The following is an 18,690-nucleotide window of genomic DNA, read 5'->3' as shown; positions in this document are numbered from 1 at the left end:
TTTTACCGTCTTTTTGTCCGAAACATACAGATCACAGTCAGCACATATCCCACCAGTAATGTCCGATAATACTGCCAGCTGCCCGAAAAAGCAAGAAAGTCATCCAGTTCTACAAATATATCCATAAATCCGAACCCATTCTCCTGCATCAAATCAAAAATGTCCCAGGCCCAGGCAATTCGGTTTGCCAGATATATGGTAAACGCAGTTACCAGCAGCGTAATCACCATGCCTTTCCGATCCATGCACTTCCCCAGCTTCTCATAGCCCCAGGCCGCGCAAATCGCCGCCGCTGCTCCTGCAATCCCGGCAATAATTCCAATCCGGAAAAATAAAATCCAAAGCGCGCCGCCCACCAGTGAACCCAGAAGCGCGCCGAAAAATCCCGGCACCGGACTGCTCTTTTCCTGAGATATATTTGAGAAAAATGAATTTTGACCGTCTCCCGGTACATCCTCTCTCAAAACCCCGGCGCTGGCGCATTCGCTGCACAGATAACAATAGCCGTCTGAAACCTTATGACGATTGGCCAAAGAAACCGGTCTCCCACAATTCCGGCATCCTGATATGTAGTGATTCTCAGACAGATATGCAATCAAAGGCTCCACTGCACTGTTTATGACAGCCGAAATATTCTTTTCCTTCTTCTCTATCTGAACTGAGAACCTCACCATATATTTTTCCGTCTGGCATCCGGTGATCTGCTCCTGCTCTCTCTGTTGTTCCCTGAGAAAATTTTTCACAATATCATTATTTTCCGCCTCCGGCAGATGGGCCGCCACTGTTACGATATACTGGCCGTTTTCCGGTTCTATCATAATATAATAGCCTTTGTATTCGCCTGCCATGTGATCTCCGTACAGCTGCAGGCTCCCTGACAGAAGCTCGCTGCACAATTCCTGCTGCAACATCTTCATAACTCATCTCTCCTTCATTTTAAACTTTCTTCCAGTTCCTATTCCACCGTTACTAATTTGCTTCCCACACTGTAGCGGACTTTATATCCTTTCTTGGACACAGTCGTTTTAATTCGGAATTTCAGACCCTTAACGCCTGTATTTAAGCCGGTCAGCTCACAGATATACCTCCCGCTCTTTCCTTTCTGAACCTTGTTTAAATACTTCCATTTCTTTGTTTTCTTATCATATTGATAAAGTTTTTTGGATGTCACTTTAAAAGACGCCACTTGTTTTCCGGTGCTCTTATTATACTCATAAATCCGGTATGAAGTTGCATTCTTTACAGGATTAAAGCAAATCTGAACGGACGTGTCTGTTAAACGCACAACCGACACCCCGGTGGGAGCCTTCGGCTTCACGATAATCTTAACTTCTTTGGACATGGGCCCGTAATATGTCTTGCCGTTTACTTTTTTATAAGCCCTGACCTTATACCGATAGGGCTTGCCCCCTGTTCTCTTTTTATCAGTGTAAGAAAGTTTCGTCACATTGGCAGCCTTTACAAATTTCTTTTTGGATGCATCGTACCGAAGCACCTGATAGCCGCCTGCGCCCGAAGCCTTTTTCCACTTAAGCTTCACCTGTCCTGCCTTTTCAGAGGAAATGGTCAGGCCGGTCACCTTCTTCAGATTCGGCTTCTGCTCTGTCGGTTTCTGCTCTGGCTTCTCTTCTTCCTTTGGCTGCTCTGGCGTGGGGGTTATCTGGGGGCCTCCATCTGCCGGCGCAGGCGTAACCGTTACTCTGCACACGCCGCTTTGGGCTTCCGTGCCTGCCACACCGGACCTTGTGGTAACCACCAGTGTATAAGCGCCTTCATCCTGTTTCACCGCTGTCGGAACTGTCAGGCTGCTTCTGGTCTGCCCTTCTAAGGGCTCTCCGTCCTTATACCACTGGCAGGTATAATCCTGTCCTTCTGCCGCTGTGATCTCTGACGTGATCTCAAAGCCTTTCTTCTCTTCTGTCGTTATGCTGTCCATGTCAAGCTTCACCTGAGCCGGAACCGGCGCCGGCAGAACCAGAGTTTCCCCGCGGTCTGTCTCCTTCTGGCGAACTGTCTCAGCCACAAACTGAGCTTCAATAATATCTCCGTCTCTTAAAGATTTATAGTCAGCCTTAATAGTCATGGATTTACTGTCTGTAATTTCCTGATATTTTCCCCCTGATACCACAGCGTCAATTACATATCCGTCATCTGCCTGGATGGCCAGTTCCCGGACTTCTCCCTGAGCCAGCGTCAGGACTCCATTTTCCGCTCCGGTAATCTGTCCGCCCAAAGTAGATGAAAGAATCATGGATTTGGTTGTTTTGGGATTTGTCCCGTCATCCTCCACTGCCACAACTGCAAAGGGACTGAAGGATTTACACAGGATCACAAGACCATACCGTGTGACAGTTAAAGGCACTTCCTCCAATCCAACAATCTGCCCATTCTGATCCCGCTTAAAATGGTATGCCTTAAAGGTAACTCCCTCGTCATCCGGCCCATAGCCCTTGGGGAATCCAACGGCCAAGCGAACCGAAGAACCCACTGATAAAACATTTTTGTTGCAGGTCAGAAGATCAATGTTATATGTCTCGCTGCTCTTCACTGCCGCGCCCAGTTCACCCTCAAGCTTATTATTAATAATATCTGTATCCCCATTTGAGGTAGAAGTTGCCACAAGGGTCAGGCCCGTCAGCATCTCCGGTGTTACAGCAGCATTGTCATCTGTTTTCCACTCCTGGAAATCTTTCTTGGAAAGATCTGAATTTTCCAAAAGCTGCGGTCTTCCAAAATAACTAAAATAATATCCCTGAGAACGGAAAGCGCAGATTGCCTTTCTTCTGGAAGCCGTATAGCTGAAATTTTTCGGAACCTTTTCGCTTTCACTGCCCACCAGACCAGTTACATTAAATACATAATCCACCTGTTCATCCAGCCACAGTTCACTGGGTGTAAAATCAAAGCTGACGGTTCTGTCTTTGTCCCATGCAATGTTCTCAATCCTGCAGTTCTCAACCGCAGTGGTCTCCTCCTGCAAAACACTGACATCGATTCCCGGCCCCTGGGCGCCCTCTGCCAGTTTTAAAGTTTCATCAAATTCTATCCTGATTGCATGAGTTTTCCCAATTGATATCCTGGAAGTCAGGGAAGGAACTGCTTTCCTGACAAACGGAGGCGCCTGATAGGTTCCGTTAGGATTGTACAATACCTCAGTATATGCGTCAAACAGCAGCGGATCTCCCCAAAAAGACAATCTCTTAATCCCTTCCAAACTATTCTCCGTATAGTCCCCCGGCCCCTCGCTGGTAACTGCAAATTCAGAATATTCCGCAGTTGCAAGCTGCATCGTAACTTCCGTTTCTGTATCTGTAAACTTATATACATCCGGCAGGATATAGGCCCATCTGCCATATTTCCAGGTGTTTTTCTCGGCATCGTACTCAGACGTGCGCCACAGAATATATTTGCCGTTTTCCATTGATTTGGCTGCGCCCATCCCCTTGTAGCTTACCTTATACACTCCCATTTTCACATCACCGCTTAAAGCATCGCTGCTGAACTCTACTTTCAGGCCGTTGGTGTTGGCCACCTCCTGAAACATTCTGTCTGCCCCTGCAAGCTCCGGATACTGAAATTCAAAATTGGCTTCTGACATAACCCCGTCCGGAACATGCCTTTTGCTCATCGTCTCATTCCCTGCCAGAAGATAATCAGTCCGCTCAAAGCCATCCAGGCCCCCTTCTCCCGGAAGAGGAGATATTGGATCATCTGCTGTGGCATCCAGACCGTACCATACATTGTCCAGCTGGACATAATTCCACATATGGGGCTCTGCCTGGTCGATGGTACGCTGAAATCCTCCCTGTACCAGGATACACTGGATGCCCAGCCGATCCAAAGCTGCCTTCATGGCTCTGGCATAGCCTTCACACAGACTTTCTCCCTTGATCCAGGCGCCGTATGCCGTCCGGATGTGCCCTGTATTTTCTGTCCTGCAGGTATTTTCCATCCGGTAAGACGTGTGCTGGATCAGTTCATTATGAATATAGGCAACTTTCTGCTCCTGAGGGTCTTTTCCCTCTTCGGCCAAAAGGCTGTCGGCTCCCGCCGCAAGCTCCTGAATTCTGGCTTCATATTCGGCAATAGCCGCTTCCACTTCCGCCTGGCTATTAAATCCTTTTACAAAGTAATGATCACTTCTGCCCGGCCCCAGATAAGCGCAGTACTCTGAGCCCTTTTTCGTCACTCTCAAAGTCAGATAAGAAAAGTCCACATAAAAAATCTCCGGATAATCGGCATAAAAAGCGTCCCTTGCCGCACCCATATAGGTGAGAAGGGTCATATTTCCATTGGCATACCCGTCAAGCTGCGACTGGTTCAGATGCTTGTTTGCCACCAGATCATAATCTCCGGTTCCTGTTTTAAAAATCCCCTTTGTATACATTTGATACATGGCATCATAAAATCCCTGGGCTTCCTCCGGAAGCTGACTGTAGTAATATCTCCCACTCTCTCCTGCATCTGCCGCTTTACCTGCATCTTCCAACTGAGATGCATATGCCTGGCCGGTAAAACTGCCAGTCACAAATGACGCCGCAAACAGAATTGCCAGAACAAAACTAGCTGTCCTTTTCAACTGCATAACTTTCCTTTCCTTCCTAATAAATTACTAAAATTAATATTTCGACATCAGAATAACATGAGAAGAATCCTTTCGTCAAGAATTACCATATTCTTTTTTCGCAGCTGCAAATAAAACCCAAAAGAGACAGGTCAGCCTGCAAAAAGGCTGACCTGCTCCTTTAAACTGATTCCCTTAACCCCAGATATCATACTTATTTCCAAGAGACGCATAGCTGTTCCCGTTGGAATTGTATTTACTGGAATAACTTAACGCATTGGCTCCGGCATTGTCTGCAATCCGATCGCCCAGAAAAGCAACTTTTTCTGAAAATGATCCGGATGGCCCGAAAAGTTTCTCCAGGCTTTCCACATCCGCCTCTTTTAATTTGTTTTTATCTAAGCTTAAAGTTCCGTCTTTTCCAATGGTGATCCCGGCTGTCTTTAACGCTTCGCTGTGTTCCCCTGCTGCGCCGCTTAACATCTGACGGTAATAGTCATCCAACGGGGAAGCATTGGATTTTAAGGACTTTAACACAGCATTGTAATTCTCCAGCAGCTTTTCCACGTGGCTGTGAATTTCATCCATATTTCCGCTTTCCTTTGCTTTAGCAAATATGGAATCCTGCCCTTCTGCCAAGAATGCCTGTGCGCTCTTTGCCAGTTCCTCCGCTGTTTTTTCCTGCTTCTCATACTCTTTTTTCTGAGTCACATCCGCAGCAGCGCTGTTCCCGAACAAATCCTCCAGACTGTTCTGATTCTTGTTCAAATGATTCACCAGAGACATGTTCACCGGAACTCCGGCTCTTCTTGCTGTTGCATTCATAATCTGATCTGTTACTCTCATACTCTTACCTCCTGCTTACTGGCTACCGCCTTCTGACCTGCCGTCATTGTGCTGCAGCATCACTGTAATTTGAAATACATTTTCCTTTCATTAAAACAACTTCTGCCTCAATAATTTCCCTCCGAAATATACCTCAGGTATGCTTTCACAAAATCCTGGTATTTATATCTTGAGATCAGCAGTTTGTCACCGTTTTTCATCCAAACCTCTGTCCGGCTGTACCGTTCCACATATTTCATATTTGCCAGATAACCTTTATGCACCCGGAAGAAATTCTCCGAAAGTTCCTCCTCCAGTCCGCTGATCTTGCCGTAATAAGTGATTTTTTCACAGCTCAGACATAGAATCACCTTACGGTTGCTGCTTTCCACATAATAAATATCCTCTTCCGGAATCTTTCTTGTGGTATTCCCTTTGCGAATCAGCAATTCCCGGGGCGTCTCCTGCCTTCTGCCCTTCAAAATCCGGCATTCCTCCGCAGCCTGCTGAAGCACTGCCGCAAATTCCTTTTCCTCAATGGGCTTCACCAGAAATTGATACGCATGAACTGAAAAAGCCTCCATGGCATATTCCGGATAGCCCGATATAAAAATCAAAAGCGGAAGACTGCCCCATACTGCCGTTTCCTGCTCTTTGGCAGCTTCCCGCAGCCGCTTTGCCACGGTTATCCCATCCATATCTTCCATGGAAATATCCAGAAAAAGAATATCAATTGCTTCCGAAATATAACTGTCCAGTCCCAGGGACCGGAGCAACTCTCTGCCGGAAGAAAATTCCACAATTTCGCAGTCCGGTTCCTGCTGCTCTATCAGCTTCCGTATAAAACTGCGCACATACTTTTCATCATCACAGATTGCAATCTTCAACTCCGTCCACCTCGTGATATTTCCGAAAATTTTCTTCCGGTTTCTCCCGCTGCTTTCCAAACCTGAAATAGATCTATTTTCGGTCACTAATGTTATCGGCATACTTAGTAAAAAAACTTTAGAAATGAGGTGACAGGAACGATAAATGTTGTGACTGGCACAATTGGAAAAAGTAAAAGGCCGCATCAAACTCTGAGAGAGTTTTTGATGCAACCTTTTTGTATTTTGACCGACTGCTGTAAAATTACAGCAGCTCCCCATTACTTTCGATGACTTTTTGATACCAGTAAAATGATTTCTTGGGAATCCGCTTCATTGTACCTGTGTGATCATCGTTCTTATCCACGTAAATAAAACCATACCGCTTCCGCATTTCTCCGGAAGAAGCGCTGACCAGGTCAATGCATCCCCAGGTGGTATATCCCAATAAATCTACTCCGTCTTCTTCCACTGCTTTCTTCATTTCCCGAATGTGCTCTCTGAGATAATCAATCCGGTAATCATCCTCCACATAGCCGTTTTCATCTGGGGTATCTGTTGCGCCCAATCCATTTTCCACAATAAACAGCGGTTTGCGGTATCGATCATAGAGCACATTTAATGTAATGCGAAGTCCCAGAGGATCAATCTGCCATCCCCATTCACTTGCGGGCAGATATGGATTTTCTAAAGAAGCAAAAATATTTCCTTTGATCGCCGCATTTAATTCCGGATCGGCGCTTGCACACATGGAATTATAATATGAAAAAGAAATAAAATCCACTGTATTATCTCTGAGTAATTCCAAATCTCCTGATTCAATCTGAAGTTTTACCCCTTCCCGTTCCATCAATTTCAGGCCGTACTCCGGATAGCTTCCCCGGGCCTGCACATCAATAAACAAATAGCTTTTCCGATCCATCTCCATTGCGGCCCAGACATCTTCAGGCTTGCAGGAATATGGATATGCCTGGCCGGCTGCCAGCATACAGCCCACCTGGTTTTCAGGATTAATCTCTTTTGCAAGCTTTACTGCCAGCGCACTGGCAAGAAGTTCATGATGGGCTGCCTGATACACCACCTGTTTTTCATGTTCCCCTTCTTCAAAGCAAATCCCGGCTGCCATAAATGGCGCATGCAGGATCATATTGATTTCATTAAATGTAATCCAGTATCTTACATATTCCCGGTATCTGCAAAACAGGGTGCGGCAAAGCCTTTCATAAAACGTCAGCATCCTGCGGCTTCTCCAACCGCCGTACATTTCTACCAGATGCATCGGACAATCAAAATGCGTAATCGTAACCAGCGGTTCAATCTTGTACTTCCTGCACAAACGGAATACATCTTCATAATAGGAAAGCCCTTCTTCATTCGGTGTTTCCTCGTCTCCTTTCGGAAAAATCCTGGACCATGCAATGGACATCCGGTATACTTTGAATCCCATCTCAGCAAACATACGGATATCTTCTTTGTAATGCTGATACATCTCAATGGCCCTTTGAGCCGGATAATCATGCTCCTTATCAAAAACAAACATTTTTTTGCGTCCGGTCATTACTGCATAGCGATCTTCACCTGCCGGAAGTAAATCTACGTTGGCCAGTCCGCGCCCGCCGGATGCATAACCTCCCTCACACTGATTGGCCGCCGTTGCGCCTCCCCATAAAAAATTCTCTTTCAAAGACATGTTCCTGTTCTCCTTTAAAAAATTACAGTCAGCAATTCATCACCTGATTCAACCGTATCCTTCTCTGTTTCAATCAAGTCCGCCACATCATCCACATTGGTTATTAAAACCGGTGTTTCTAAAGAACAGCCTTTTTCCAGGATCAGTTCTTTATCAAAGGTTACCAGAATATCTCCCCTTTTTACCCTCATGCCTTCCTTAATATGGGACTCAAATCCCTCCCCGTTCAGCTGCACGGTATTCATTCCTATATGAATCAATATTTCCACTCCATGCTCCGTTACCATTCCAATGGCATGCTTCGTAGGAAATACTGCCTGTATCGTCCCATCTGCCGGGGCTGCAACTCTGCCAAGTTCCGGCAGAACCGCGATGCCTTTTCCAAGTATGCCGGAAGAAAAGGCCGCATCCTTTACTTCAGCAAGAGGAATAATTTTTCCTGTCAGGGGACTTGTTATTATCTCTTTTTTCACAGATATTTTTTCATGATTTTCTGCCTTAGCTTTCTCACTGGCATCACTGCTTTCGGCGTCCTCTTTGCAAAATATGAAAGCCAGAATAAATCCCAGAACAGTAGCCGCAATTGCGCCCACAGCCGCCATGGTCACATTATACATATCACCAGTGGAAGGATCAATCATTGCCGGAAATTCAAAAATTCCAAATCCCCCAAAAATATATTCTTTTAAATCAACTATGCCGTAAAACGCTCCTACAATGGCTGCTGCAATACAGGAAATAATAAAAGGTTTTTTCCTGGGTAAAGTGATGCCGTAAATTGCAGGTTCTGTAACTCCAAAAAAGCCGGAAATAGCTGACGGAATGCAAAGTCCCCTTAATTTCTCATTTTTCGTCTTAACCATAATCGCCAAAACAACCCCTGTTGTGGCCCAGGTCGCTCCAAAGAAAGGCATCATGATATTGTCATAGCCAACCGTCATTATATTATTCACATAAACTGGAATAAATCCCCAATGAAGGCCGAACATTACCAATACCTGCCAGAACCCTCCTACCAAAGCGCCTGCAATCAGCGGACTTATGCCCCGTACCATAAGAATTCCCTGCAGGATTAAGTTTGATCCAAAAGTAGCCACGGGCCCAATAACAATAAACCCAACTGCAAGAGCAATCAACAACGTAAACATCGGTACAAAAAAGAATGCAACAATTTCCGGTATCACTTTTTCCATCAGCTTTTGCACCTTTGAAGCAAAATATACAATCAAAATCACAGGTATTACCGTTGAAGTATAATCCATTGCAATCACAGGTATTCCAAAAAAAGTCTGATATACCGGTGATTCAAAAACTGTCCCTTCAAACAGCGTATATAAGGGTTCTGCTGCCGCAGAAAGGGTTCCAAGCTGAACTGCTGGGTAGCAAAGGGCGCATCCAATTGAAATTCCCACAAAAGGCTTCAAGTTGAATTTCTTAGAGGCTGTAAATGCCAGAAATACTGGCAGAAACATGAACATTGCGTCACTGAATGCATTCAGGTACAAGTAAGTTCCACTGGACTCTGCATACAGTCCCATGAAAGCAAACAGGCAGTTTAACCCCTTTAACATGCCGCATGCAGACATAATGCCAAGAATTGGCTGAAAAATGCCGGAAACGGTATCAATAAACCGGTTTGCAAGCCCTCCGGAAGATTTTTCCTGCTCTTTTGAAGCCTGTTCTCTGTTCTCTATTCCTGCCACTGCGCATACATCTGTATAAACCTCCGGCACATGGCTGCCGATTACCACCTGAAACTGCCCGGCGCTTTTCATCACCGTCACGACGCCTTCCATGCTCTTAAGTCCTCCCTCGTCTGCCGCACTTTCATCCTGCAGGACAAAACGAAGCCGCGTAACGCAGTGAGTCAAACTTACGATATTCTCCTTTCCTCCAATTTTTTCGACAATTTCTCTTGCCAGACTTTCATACTTTCCCATTCCTTCTACCTCCATTTTTTATAAATTTGAAGGTGTGGCCAACTGAATGTAACCATCCATCCAAAACATTGCTTTTTCGGTCAACCATTGCTTTTATATATAATCCGTTCAATATGAATTGTCAAATAAAGCATTTCATCCTCTGACAATACGTAGGAATACCTGTTTTTCACAAATTCTTTTATTTTTATTACACAGTTATAAGAATTCACATATTTTCTTTTAATGGCATCTAACAATTCGTCCTGATCATCCTGGCCATACATTTTTCCGCTCACCAGTCTTTGGGCAAAAAATTTTAAATGCGTCACAAATCGGTAATAATACACACTTTCCTGGTTAAATTCCACCTGAAAATGATACTTCACGATACTGGACAATTCTGCCATAATATCTATTATTTTCTGCATGTCCATGGAATTCTCATTCATCCGCGCTTCTGCAATATGAAATGCAAAAAAACCTGCCTCATCTTCCGAAAGCCGCACTCCTGTGTAGTTCTCCACAATTTGCAGAATATAAAGCCCCGTTTCATATTCCTCCCGGTAAAACCGCCGGATATCCCACAGCATCATATTTTTAACTTCTATCCCCTTCTTATACCGCTGAACAGCCCCGTAAATATGATCCACCAAACTGAGATAAAGCAGCGTATTCTGCTCAACCGACAGCTTCTCCTGTACACAGCTGATAATTTCATTGCCCATTGTCAGGTAATCTACCGGAATATAAGAAAGAAATTCTTTAAATTTCACATTCACATCTGGTTCCGACAATACGAAAATTTTCTGTATTTTGGAATCCTCGATTTGATCCCCCGTTCGTTTCCGAAAAGCAATTCCGCACCCGACTACTACAATTTCTCTGTGATTTTTATCCCTGCTTTCCACCGCGTTATTGTTATAAATTTTTGTAATAAGCATTTTTCTTCTCCACAAAATTTTTATAAAAATGACTTCCCCAACAGTATTGCTCTTTCAAAATTCTTAAAATGCAAAAATACCTGCTTATTAAGCTGTGGTAACATCCACCACAGATTTAATAAACAGGTATAGCTTACAACGTAATAACCATCCTTCAATTTCGAATATAATATCAGAAAAATTCTTTTCTGTCAACTACTAAAATTTGTCTGTCTCAGATTTTCCTGAACCCGATGAAATTGTTTGTAATTTCACCGCTGTTTAATTCACATATTTAATAATCGTATCCCAGGCAGACGGCCGCTCCAGACCCAGTTTCCAATAAGCTGCCCCGGCCAGATGATTCTGTTTCATGACTTTCAGCTTCTCCTCTAAAGAAGTCTCATTCTCAATCCACATTTTATAGGTTTTTCCATCTTTCTCATATGAAGCCGTATATTGGCCGTCCTCATCAGACCAGACTGCCTGGGCGCCGTTTTCTGTATAGCGGTTTTCCACAGTCTGCATCCCCTCCTCCGTACAGGTGAACGTATATGGAAGGTAATCCTCCGCTGCAGATTCCACATCCTCTCCGGCTCCATCCTTAGGCGTCAGTTCCCAAACTCTGCTGTAGAACGGCATACCCAAAATGGTCTGCTCCGGCGGAACTTCTTTTAAAGTATTCTCCACCCCTTCCCGCACAAATCCAATGGAAGCCACAGAACCAATATCCTCGGAGCCGCTGTAATGCTCATCATATCCCATAATAATCACATAATCCGCAAACAAAGCCTGCTCTGCGCGGTTATAAAATGCCGTATAGCTTGTTGGCACGTAATTATCCACAGAAAGCACCAGATTATTGTTCTCACACTTTAAGGAAAGCTCGCGTATAAACTGTATATAGGCGTCTCCCACGTCGCCGCTCAGCGCCTCAAAATCCAGGTTAACCCCGTCTAAATCATACTCAATGGCTGCTGCAATGATCTGGTTTGCCAGATAATCCCGGGTAGAGGTATGCGTCAGCACATAAGTACTGTCGGCCTCCGGATTCTCAAGATTGCTGACCAAAGCCCAGACCTCCACATTGTTCTGGTGGCAGTAACTCACATACTCTCTGCTGGCCAGTGAAAAAATATTCCCGTCATTGTCATTCAGGTAAAACCAGGTGGGAGAAATCACATTCACGCCCTTGGTAGTCTGCAGAATATTGGAAATCCTGTCATTAGCTTCCGGAGTAGTCACCTGATGCCACCCAAGGCTTATCGGCCCCTCCTTCAGCATATGGGAAAATACCGGTTCTTCAAACTCTCTTGACAGCGTCTCAGCCGCCGGTTCCCCCAGTCTTTTATTTTTCAGCCATCCAATCAGTCCGTCCTGGGTACAGACCCTGCTCCAGTCCTCTCCGGCCTCTAACACCGTGACTTTGCTTCCCTTTTCCAAATCTGCTACAATCGGACTCTTAATGCCGCCTTTTACCCGGATCTCCGTTTTCTTGCGGACAGACGCCGTCTGAACCTCACCCCAGGAAGCCGTAATCTTTACTCTGTTTGGATTCTGATACACATCAAAATCAATATTTGTATAATTCTGAACGAAATCCAATGCCAGATACATGTGCTCTCCATCGACTTTTACTATCACATAATCTGTACTTTCGTTCTTTTTTGTCACCGTATATTCTGTACTGCCTGCATTGACAGAAACTATATCCGTGTTCGTAACATACCGCAGGATATTTTCATTGTAATCCCAATAAAACCGCTGATTCAGATATTGCTGAACCAGTTTGTAATCCATGTATACATGTCCATCCCAGATTTTTGCCGTTTCTTCCAGACGTTTCCCGTCCAGAACCACCGCCAGATCTTCCTCTCCCTGGACGTTGTAATATTCATTCAAATCTGCCCGCTCTTTGGTGGGACTGTATTTCTTTATCACAACGCTTAAAAGGGCAAGCAAAACTACTGCTGTTATAAAAACAGCAGCAACAAACACCGGCATTCTGTTATTTCTTCCGGATCTCCTCCGTCTCCTTCTTCTAGATCGGTTCTGGGGCCTCCTTCTGTTGGCCTGCCTTTCTGTTTCTCTTCCTGCAGAATCCGGCTGTTCTTCCCTGAACCTTCTGCCCGCAGTCTGCCTCTCTGCTTCCTCTCCTGCAGAATCCGGCTGTTCTTCTCTGAACCCTCTGCCAACGAATTGCCCTCCTGCAGAATCCGGCTGTTCTTCTCTGAACCCTCTGCCAACGAATTGCTCTTCTGCAGAACCCGGCTGCTCTTCCCTGGGCCTTCTGCCAACAAATTGCCCTCCTGCAGAATCCGGCTGCCCCTCTCTCAGTTTTCTGCCGGCAGCTTTCTCCTGCATGTTGTCTGTGTCTGACATTTTATCCTCCCGTGCATTATATGTTTTATATCATAGGAGCGCTGTCCTATGATATAAAACACCAGAGCGCAATTATAAAATACTCTGGGACTTACACTCAGTTCAAATCTTACTTAACGTCTGCAATGCATCTTCTTTTAATATCAACTCATAATGTTCTTCAAAATATGCCCGGATTGCCGAAGAATACTTCTCCTGATGGGCATACTCCGCCAAAATATTACATACTTTATTAAATTCTTCCGGCGTATGGTGGCTTTTACTGATAATCAGATAATATTTCCGGTTCAGTTTATTCTTATAAAGCACATTGCACCCATTATAGAATCCCTTCAGTACCCGTGCCAACCGGTTAACCTCATCCAGTTCATCAAATACAAACAGCTTCGTGATATCCACTACCAAAGGTTCTTTCGGTTCTTTCTTATCCTTGCGGGACGCTTTCTCCACAGGAATAAAATCATCCGCACCTTCGGCAGCTTCAGCGCTTTTGGTCTGTTCCTGAAGTCTGCGGACCAAATCTAAAATATCATCTGCCCCTGCTGTTTCAAAGACCTTATCTGTCTCTTCTCCGGTAAATTCATCCTTTACTTCATCCTCAGGATCTCCCGGGGCAAACTGTGAAAATCTGGTATCCAGTTCCTCCGGATACTCCACCTTCGTTATAATCAAAATAATTGTATCTGCGGACAAAGGAATCGCCTCAATCATCAACGGAATATCCTCTGCCTCAAATCCACATTCATAGGCTGCCTGCTGCATCATGTCACGAAAAAGCATCTTCGCTTTTTCCGTTCCATATGCCAGTTCGCTTAACTTAAGCTGGCGATCTGCCAGATCTTCTCTTGTAAGGGTGCAGCGAATTTGGTTCTCATTTACTTTTTCAATTTTCATGTGATCACTTCCTTCTCCTCAACTGCCACATCAGAAATCAAAACTTCTTAAACTCTTCATGTTCAACTGAATCTATGTTAATGCAAAACTAACTTGTATATTTACTGTGAAAGCCCCTGGCTTCCACAGTATGGATGGCCATGCGGCCCGCCGGACGACAGGCTGAGCATGATGGGGGTTACTGTGAAAGCTAACCTTTTCATAGTACTCAAAGTATATTACATATTCTCATATTTCGTCAAGTCGTACACTCCTGGATTTTCTAAAAAAAATATAAAATCTCTAAAATTTTGCCAAAACACCTTGCATTTGGTATTATTTGTATGCTATAAATGATATTGAAATGCAAGTCTGGTTCAGGCAGAAAGGAGCCAACACGAATTATCCGGTCTTTGCACTCACAACACATTTCAAGAGAGTTTTCTATATTACAAATGTACATATCTGTTTCTGCACATCCTGTTCCATAGATTTATAGTATGTGGAAATCCGATAAAATTAACCTGGAAACACACCTGTCATCTGTATATTTCTCACTTTAACAAATGTTTACTATAAACCGCCTGTTCCTGCATTTTTGCAAAAGACCTTTTAAGCAACTTGTTTGCCTGGAAAATTCTGTCAATAAAAATATAGCTGTGCTGGCAGCCGCGGAACTTATACTTCCGTATTTGGGAAAAGAAAAAAGAACTTATGAATTTTCCGGCAAATTTTGTCGTTTCCTTCATTCTAAGAATAACGGAAACATGTCATATGAAGCAATGACGTACCGCTGCTTCATACATTAACTTATTATATCACGGAAATATCTTCATAATTTTATGAAGCGCCAAAGGGGGAATTCACTCAAATATTTTAAATTTTGTGTAAGAAGAGAATTTTTATTCATGAATCATACATTTGGCAGCCTATGCAATATCTGCAGTCAGCTGCCCTGAACAAAAGAAAGATGGAGTAAGGGCTGTGTATTGAACATAGCCTTTTACTCCATTCCCTAAAATCTTCTTCATCATCCGGCAAATCTGGCAGTACTTTTATTTAGCCAGAAATTCATTGATTTTATTTACTAACGCATCCGGATCAATGCCATGTACCATCGCTGCTTCTGCAATTGTCTCCATCTGAGATGACGGGCAGCCAAGGCAGTGCATGCCAATCTCCAGTAAAATCGGCGCTACATTTTCATCAATTTGAAGCAATTCACCAATCATTGTTTCTTTTGTTACCTGAGCCATTTCTCCTACCTCCTTACGCTTTCGCTTCTGTTGCTGTTACATACAGTACGCGTATTTTTATATTATAATACCATTTTCCCTATTATGCAATGATTTATTCGCATAATCTGTAAATCCATCCACACAATCACGCCCATACTACCATTCATTCCCATAATTACGCCCATACTATCATTCATCCCCATAATCCATTAAAAAGGGCCATTGGAAAATTACCATTTCCCAACAGCCCGTTCTGTCACTTCTGTTTGTATTTTTATATCAGATCAGTGATTCATATAATTTGGTGATATCCTCTACACTGGTTTCCTTGGGATTGCCAGGTCTGCATGCATCGTCATAAGCAGATTGCGCAAGGAAAGGAATATCCTCTTTCTTAACAATTTCTTTCAAATCAGCCGGAATTCCTACATCTTCCGAGAGCTTCTTCACAGCGTCAATAGCGGCTTTCCGATATTCTTCCTGAGACATGGCGTCTGTACCTTCCACTCCCATTGCCTTTGCAATGTCGCGGTATTTCTCTCCTGTGGCTTCCGCATTATACTCCATAACAGTTGGCAGAATAATTGCATTTGCAATGCCATGAGGCGTATCATACAGAGCTCCCAGAGGATGTGCCATGGAATGAACGATTCCCAGTCCAACATTAGAAAAGCCCATACCTGCCACATACTGTCCCAATGCCATTCCTTCTCTTCCTTCGGGTGTATTATTCACAGCGCCGCGGAGGCTTCTTGCAATAATTTCAATGGCTTTAATATGGAACATATCGGATAATTCCCAGGCGCCCGCTGTAATATATCCCTCAATTGCATGGGTCAAAGCATCCATACCGGTAGCCGCTGTTAAACCCTTCGACATAGAAGCCATCATGTCTGAATCTACAAATGCTACAACAGGAATATCTTTCGGATCAACACATACCATTTTACGGTTTTTCGCTGCATCTGTAATAACATAATTAATGGTAACTTCTGCCGCCGTTCCTGCAGTTGTGGGAACCGCAAAAATCGGAACAGATTTATTCTTAGTAGGCGCAACGCCCTCCAGACTCACCACATCTTCAAAATCAGGGTTATTAATAATGATGCCGATAGCTTTTGCAGTATCCATGGAAGAACCGCCGCCAATTGCTATCAGATAATCTGCCCCAGATTTCCGAAACGCCTCTACGCCAGTCTGAACATTCTCAATGGTTGGATTCGGTTTAATGTCAGAATATAATTCATAAACTAAGCCCGCTTCATCCAATACATCCAATACTTTCTTTGTCACTCCAAATTTCACCAAATCCGGATCAGAACATACAAAAGCTTTCTGGAACCCCCTTCCTTTTGCTTCTGCTGCAATCTCCTGAATTGCGCCTGCTCCATGATAAGATGTCTCGTTTAACACAAATCTGTTTGCCATTTTTCCTTCTCCTTTTTATTAGTAAGATTCTTTTACAGAATCTCTGCTAATAGTATCACAAACTTCATTAAAATTTCAATACTTTTTGAAAGAATACAGACAAAAAATATATAAAATTTTTAACGGCTTTCTCGCCTCAATCCGAAAAGAAAATCTGCAATGCTGCCATTTCCATTCTCCTTCATTCCATATTTTCATATAATAAGTTCCGGGCGGGAGCGTTCTGGACAATTCTGCCGAAGCCCAGCCAGTAAAAATATTCAATTGAAATGTTAAATCTTCTCTTCTCAAAACTTCCTTTCCGAATTCATCGTAAATTGTTCCCCCGCATCCTTTTCCGCTGTATTTTAAATATAAAGTAACGTGAGATTTTTCCGGAACTGTAAAACGAAAACACCTTTTTTTCTCACTATATGAAATCTTTCCCTCATACTCCTCACCCAATTCATATTCTTCCGTTTCCTCACCCAGTTCATATTCTTCCGTCGGCTCCAAAACCGCAGCCTTTGCCTGCAGGACTTTTAATAAAAAAAGGAAACAAAGACATAATAATAACATTCGTAAATTTTCTGCCACATTCTTCTGCATTGTTATTCTCCATTTTCCATACTGCTGCCATTATCATTTTATAAATGTCTTTTCCCCTCATTTTTTTAATATAATCATTTCTCATCATATAATAACATTTTAAAATAGATGTTTCAAGATATTATAACATTTTTGCATAGAATATTTTTAATGTTTCTCATTTATAATTATGTATATATCTAAGAGGAGAATGCCATGGATGAATTTGTCAAAAACCGGATTACACAGCTTCGAATTAAAAAAGGAATTTCAGAATATCAAATGAGCTATGATTTAGGGCATAGCAGAGGTTATATCAACAATATTTCTTCCGGAAAATCACTTCCTTCTTTAACTGAATTTTTTTCCATTTGTGATTATTTTCAGGTAACGCCTGCTGAATTTTTCGACCAGCAACAGCAAAATCCAGAACTGGTAAACAAAGCTTTGTCTAAATTTAAACTGCTGAATGATAATGACATGATCCTGGTATTAAGCCTGCTGAACCGCCTTTGTGAAGAGCATGGGTGAAAAATACTAAAAAAGAAGCCTTAAAGATTAAGGCTTCTTACTATGACAATAAATGAGACATCGGGGATTCGAACCCCGGACAACTTGATTAAAAGTCAAGTGCTCTACCAACTGAGCTAATATCCCATAATAAATTTGCAAATGCCCAGTTCCGGAATCGAACCAGAGACACGAGGATTTTCAGTCCTCTGCTCTACCAACTGAGCTAACTGGGCAGTTAACGAAAAAATTGCGGGGATAGGATTTGAACCTATGACCTTCGGGTTATGAGCCCGACGAGCTTCCAGACTGCTCCACCCCGCGGAATAAGATGAGCGGATAAGAAAAACGAATTTAACTTATCCTAATGGATGGAGAAGGATTCGAACCTTCGAAGGCGGTGCCAACAGATTTACAGTCTGCCCCCTTTGGCCACTCGGGAATCCATCCATAATAAATTTTCAAAGAGCCGATGATCGGACTCGAACCGATAACCTGCTGATTACAAATCAGCTGCTCTGCCAATTGAGCCACATCGGCCTGTCTGATGATTCAGGCATAAAAATGGGACCTACAGGGCTCGAACCTGTGACCCTCTGCTTGTAAGGCAGATGCTCTCCCAGCTGAGCTAAGATCCCATATTTGTTCTGTACATCCTTATATACGCTGTTATATAAAGATGTGAACGACCCAGAAGGGACTCGAACCCTCGACCTCCGCCGTGACAGGGCGGCGCTCTAACCAACTGAGCCACTAGGCCACTTACAAAAGTATACCAAATATATTGCCATTTGTAAAGCAATATTTCATATACCTTCAAAAATCCATACAGCCAGACAATCCATCCACCTTCTTCTTCCTGGTCAAGCCCTCGACCGATTAGTGACAGTCAGCTCCATCCATCT

13 protein-coding genes and 7 tRNA genes are annotated in these 18,690 nt (G+C 43.5%); 1 reads left to right on the top strand and 19 read right to left on the bottom strand.

Features of this window, described 5'->3' with window-relative positions:
* Positions 1–2 precede the first annotated feature (2 nt).
* From ACTO17_RS13955 to ACTO17_RS13900, 12 genes are all read right to left on the bottom strand, one after another.
* The gene (locus tag ACTO17_RS13955) at positions 3–917 is read right to left on the bottom strand and encodes a hypothetical protein (RefSeq protein ID WP_482558351.1); all 915 of its coding nucleotides are present in this window, start codon (positions 915–917) and stop codon (positions 3–5) included.
* A gap of 38 nt (positions 918–955) precedes the next feature.
* Positions 956–4,585: a transglutaminase domain-containing protein gene (locus ACTO17_RS13950; protein WP_482558350.1), complete on the bottom strand. Its 3,630-nt coding sequence runs from the start codon at positions 4,583–4,585 to the stop codon at positions 956–958.
* 174 nt (positions 4,586–4,759) lie between these two features.
* Positions 4,760–5,410, bottom strand: coding sequence for a hypothetical protein (locus ACTO17_RS13945; protein ID WP_172535786.1), 651 nt, complete (start codon positions 5,408–5,410; stop codon positions 4,760–4,762).
* A 107-nt stretch (positions 5,411–5,517) separates the two neighbouring features.
* Positions 5,518–6,276 carry a LytR/AlgR family response regulator transcription factor gene (locus tag ACTO17_RS13940; RefSeq protein ID WP_482558349.1) on the bottom strand — a complete coding sequence of 253 codons (759 nt, stop codon included), beginning with the start codon at positions 6,274–6,276 and terminating at the stop codon, positions 5,518–5,520.
* Between the two features lie 244 nt (positions 6,277–6,520).
* On the bottom strand, positions 6,521–7,945 hold the full coding sequence (locus ACTO17_RS13935) for a 6-phospho-beta-glucosidase (RefSeq protein ID WP_482558348.1): 1,425 nt from the start codon (positions 7,943–7,945) through the stop codon (positions 6,521–6,523).
* A gap of 14 nt (positions 7,946–7,959) precedes the next feature.
* The gene (locus ACTO17_RS13930; RefSeq protein ID WP_482558347.1) at positions 7,960–9,885 is read right to left on the bottom strand and encodes a beta-glucoside-specific PTS transporter subunit IIABC; all 1,926 of its coding nucleotides are present in this window, start codon (positions 9,883–9,885) and stop codon (positions 7,960–7,962) included.
* 80 nt (positions 9,886–9,965) lie between these two features.
* Entirely contained in the window at positions 9,966–10,808 is an 843-nt protein-coding gene (licT, locus tag ACTO17_RS13925) for a BglG family transcription antiterminator LicT (protein ID WP_172537019.1), read from the bottom strand.
* A 261-nt stretch (positions 10,809–11,069) separates the two neighbouring features.
* Positions 11,070–13,169, bottom strand: a complete 2,100-nt coding sequence (locus tag ACTO17_RS13920; protein WP_482558346.1) for a glycosyl hydrolase family 18 protein — start codon at positions 13,167–13,169, stop codon at positions 11,070–11,072.
* A gap of 102 nt (positions 13,170–13,271) precedes the next feature.
* The gene (locus ACTO17_RS13915; protein WP_482558345.1) at positions 13,272–14,063 is read right to left on the bottom strand and encodes an adaptor protein MecA; all 792 of its coding nucleotides are present in this window, start codon (positions 14,061–14,063) and stop codon (positions 13,272–13,274) included.
* Between the two features lie 1,034 nt (positions 14,064–15,097).
* Positions 15,098–15,298: a DUF1858 domain-containing protein gene (locus tag ACTO17_RS13910; RefSeq protein ID WP_172537557.1), complete on the bottom strand. Its 201-nt coding sequence runs from the start codon at positions 15,296–15,298 to the stop codon at positions 15,098–15,100.
* Between the two features lie 261 nt (positions 15,299–15,559).
* The gene (gene fucO / locus ACTO17_RS13905) at positions 15,560–16,708 is read right to left on the bottom strand and encodes a lactaldehyde reductase (protein WP_482558344.1); all 1,149 of its coding nucleotides are present in this window, start codon (positions 16,706–16,708) and stop codon (positions 15,560–15,562) included.
* Between the two features lie 472 nt (positions 16,709–17,180).
* Positions 17,181–17,384, bottom strand: coding sequence for a hypothetical protein (locus ACTO17_RS13900; protein ID WP_482558343.1), 204 nt, complete (start codon positions 17,382–17,384; stop codon positions 17,181–17,183).
* A 107-nt stretch (positions 17,385–17,491) separates the two neighbouring features.
* On the opposite strand from ACTO17_RS13900, the gene ACTO17_RS13895 reads away from it, so the two are divergent.
* Positions 17,492–17,806 (top strand): helix-turn-helix transcriptional regulator, encoded by a 315-nt coding sequence (locus ACTO17_RS13895; RefSeq protein ID WP_482558342.1) that lies wholly within the window; start codon positions 17,492–17,494, stop codon positions 17,804–17,806.
* Positions 17,807–17,859: 53 nt separating this feature from the next.
* Here the strand turns inward: ACTO17_RS13895 and ACTO17_RS13890 are convergent.
* The 7 genes from ACTO17_RS13890 to ACTO17_RS13860 all read right to left on the bottom strand — a co-directional run bounded on the left by ACTO17_RS13890 (position 17,860) and on the right by ACTO17_RS13860 (position 18,545).
* A tRNA-Lys gene (locus tag ACTO17_RS13890) sits at positions 17,860–17,932 on the bottom strand.
* A 16-nt stretch (positions 17,933–17,948) separates the two neighbouring features.
* A tRNA-Phe gene (locus ACTO17_RS13885) sits at positions 17,949–18,021 on the bottom strand.
* A gap of 14 nt (positions 18,022–18,035) precedes the next feature.
* Positions 18,036–18,109: transfer RNA gene (locus ACTO17_RS13880), tRNA-Met, on the bottom strand.
* 44 nt (positions 18,110–18,153) lie between these two features.
* Positions 18,154–18,235: transfer RNA gene (locus tag ACTO17_RS13875), tRNA-Tyr, on the bottom strand.
* A 17-nt stretch (positions 18,236–18,252) separates the two neighbouring features.
* Positions 18,253–18,325: transfer RNA gene (locus tag ACTO17_RS13870), tRNA-Thr, on the bottom strand.
* Positions 18,326–18,350: 25 nt separating this feature from the next.
* Positions 18,351–18,423 (bottom strand) — tRNA-Val (locus tag ACTO17_RS13865).
* A 48-nt stretch (positions 18,424–18,471) separates the two neighbouring features.
* Positions 18,472–18,545 (bottom strand) — tRNA-Asp (locus tag ACTO17_RS13860).
* Between the last annotated feature and the right edge of the window lie 145 nt (positions 18,546–18,690).

This window comes from Petralouisia sp. (genome assembly GCF_056822245.1).
The sequence above is the reverse complement of the archived record's forward strand: the minus strand, read 5'-3'. Positions and strand labels throughout refer to the sequence as shown.

Bases quoted from the DNA above. Each gene is read 5' to 3' on its own strand.
- ACTO17_RS13910 (WP_172537557.1), bottom strand. From the start codon at position 15,298: ATGGCTCAGGTAACAAAAGAAACAATGATTGGTGAATTGCTTCAAATT.
- ACTO17_RS13945 (WP_172535786.1), bottom strand. From the start codon at position 5,410: ATGAGAGTAACAGATCAGATTATGAATGCAACAGCAAGAAGAGCCGGA.
- ACTO17_RS13930 (WP_482558347.1), bottom strand. From the start codon at position 9,885: ATGGGAAAGTATGAAAGTCTGGCAAGAGAAATTGTCGAAAAAATTGGA.
- ACTO17_RS13935 (WP_482558348.1), bottom strand. From the start codon at position 7,945: ATGTCTTTGAAAGAGAATTTTTTATGGGGAGGCGCAACGGCGGCCAAT.
- ACTO17_RS13895 (WP_482558342.1), top strand. From the start codon at position 17,492: ATGGATGAATTTGTCAAAAACCGGATTACACAGCTTCGAATTAAAAAA.
- ACTO17_RS13950 (WP_482558350.1), bottom strand. From the start codon at position 4,585: ATGCAGTTGAAAAGGACAGCTAGTTTTGTTCTGGCAATTCTGTTTGCG.
- ACTO17_RS13915 (WP_482558345.1), bottom strand. From the start codon at position 14,063: ATGAAAATTGAAAAAGTAAATGAGAACCAAATTCGCTGCACCCTTACA.
- ACTO17_RS13900 (WP_482558343.1), bottom strand. From the start codon at position 17,384: ATGATGAGAAATGATTATATTAAAAAAATGAGGGGAAAAGACATTTAT.
- licT (WP_172537019.1), bottom strand. From the start codon at position 10,808: ATGCTTATTACAAAAATTTATAACAATAACGCGGTGGAAAGCAGGGAT.
- ACTO17_RS13920 (WP_482558346.1), bottom strand. From the start codon at position 13,169: ATGTCAGACACAGACAACATGCAGGAGAAAGCTGCCGGCAGAAAACTG.
- fucO (WP_482558344.1), bottom strand. From the start codon at position 16,708: ATGGCAAACAGATTTGTGTTAAACGAGACATCTTATCATGGAGCAGGC.
- ACTO17_RS13955 (WP_482558351.1), bottom strand. From the start codon at position 917: ATGAAGATGTTGCAGCAGGAATTGTGCAGCGAGCTTCTGTCAGGGAGC.